At 40.6% G+C, this 663-nt stretch carries 1 pseudogene; it reads left to right on the top strand.

Annotation, left to right across the window (positions count from 1 at the left end):
- Positions 1 to 88: 88 nt before the first annotated feature.
- Positions 89 to 663, top strand: a pseudogene (locus BK820_RS15305) (IS3-like element ISAcsp5 family transposase); the annotation flags it as partial.

Consider the following 663-nt stretch of genomic DNA (forward strand, 5'->3'; position numbering starts at 1 on the left):
TGATGTGGTTCTAGGATTTTAGACCACCTCTATAAGTGATAATCTACTCCCCAATAAGCATGGGAAATGCTTGTTTTTGGAGTCAACCATGACACGAAGAAAACGTCGTAATCATTCAGCAGAGTTTAAAGTTAAAGTTGCTCTCGCAGCAATTAAAGGCGACCACACACTCGCTGAACTTTCTACTCAATTCGATTTACATCAAAACCAAATAATTGATTGGAAAAATCAACTGCTTGAGCAATCAGTCAATATTTTTTCACGACCAACAGCACAACAAGAACCTGAGATTGACCTCAAAGCTTTACATGCCAAGATAGGACATCAGGCATTGCAAATTGATTTTTTAGAAGGTGCGCTCAGAAAAATAGGGCAGCTGAGCGGCAAAAAATGATCGATAAGACCCATCAACTTTCGGTACGACAACAATCGCAATTGATTCAGATCAATCGCAGTACGTTGTATTACAAGCCCAAAGAGATTTCATCAACTGATTTGAGTTGGATGCGTCTAATCGATGAAATTCATCTCGACTACCCATTTATGGGCAGTCGAATGATACGAGATATGCTACAGCGTCAAGGGCATCAAATAGGTCGGCGTAAAGTCCGACGTTTAATGCGCTTGATGGGAATACATGCCTTGTATCCAAAACCCAATACC

The organism is Acinetobacter sp. LCT-H3, from assembly GCF_001866125.1.
GTDB classification, from domain to species: Bacteria; Pseudomonadota; Gammaproteobacteria; order Pseudomonadales; family Moraxellaceae; genus Acinetobacter; species Acinetobacter schindleri.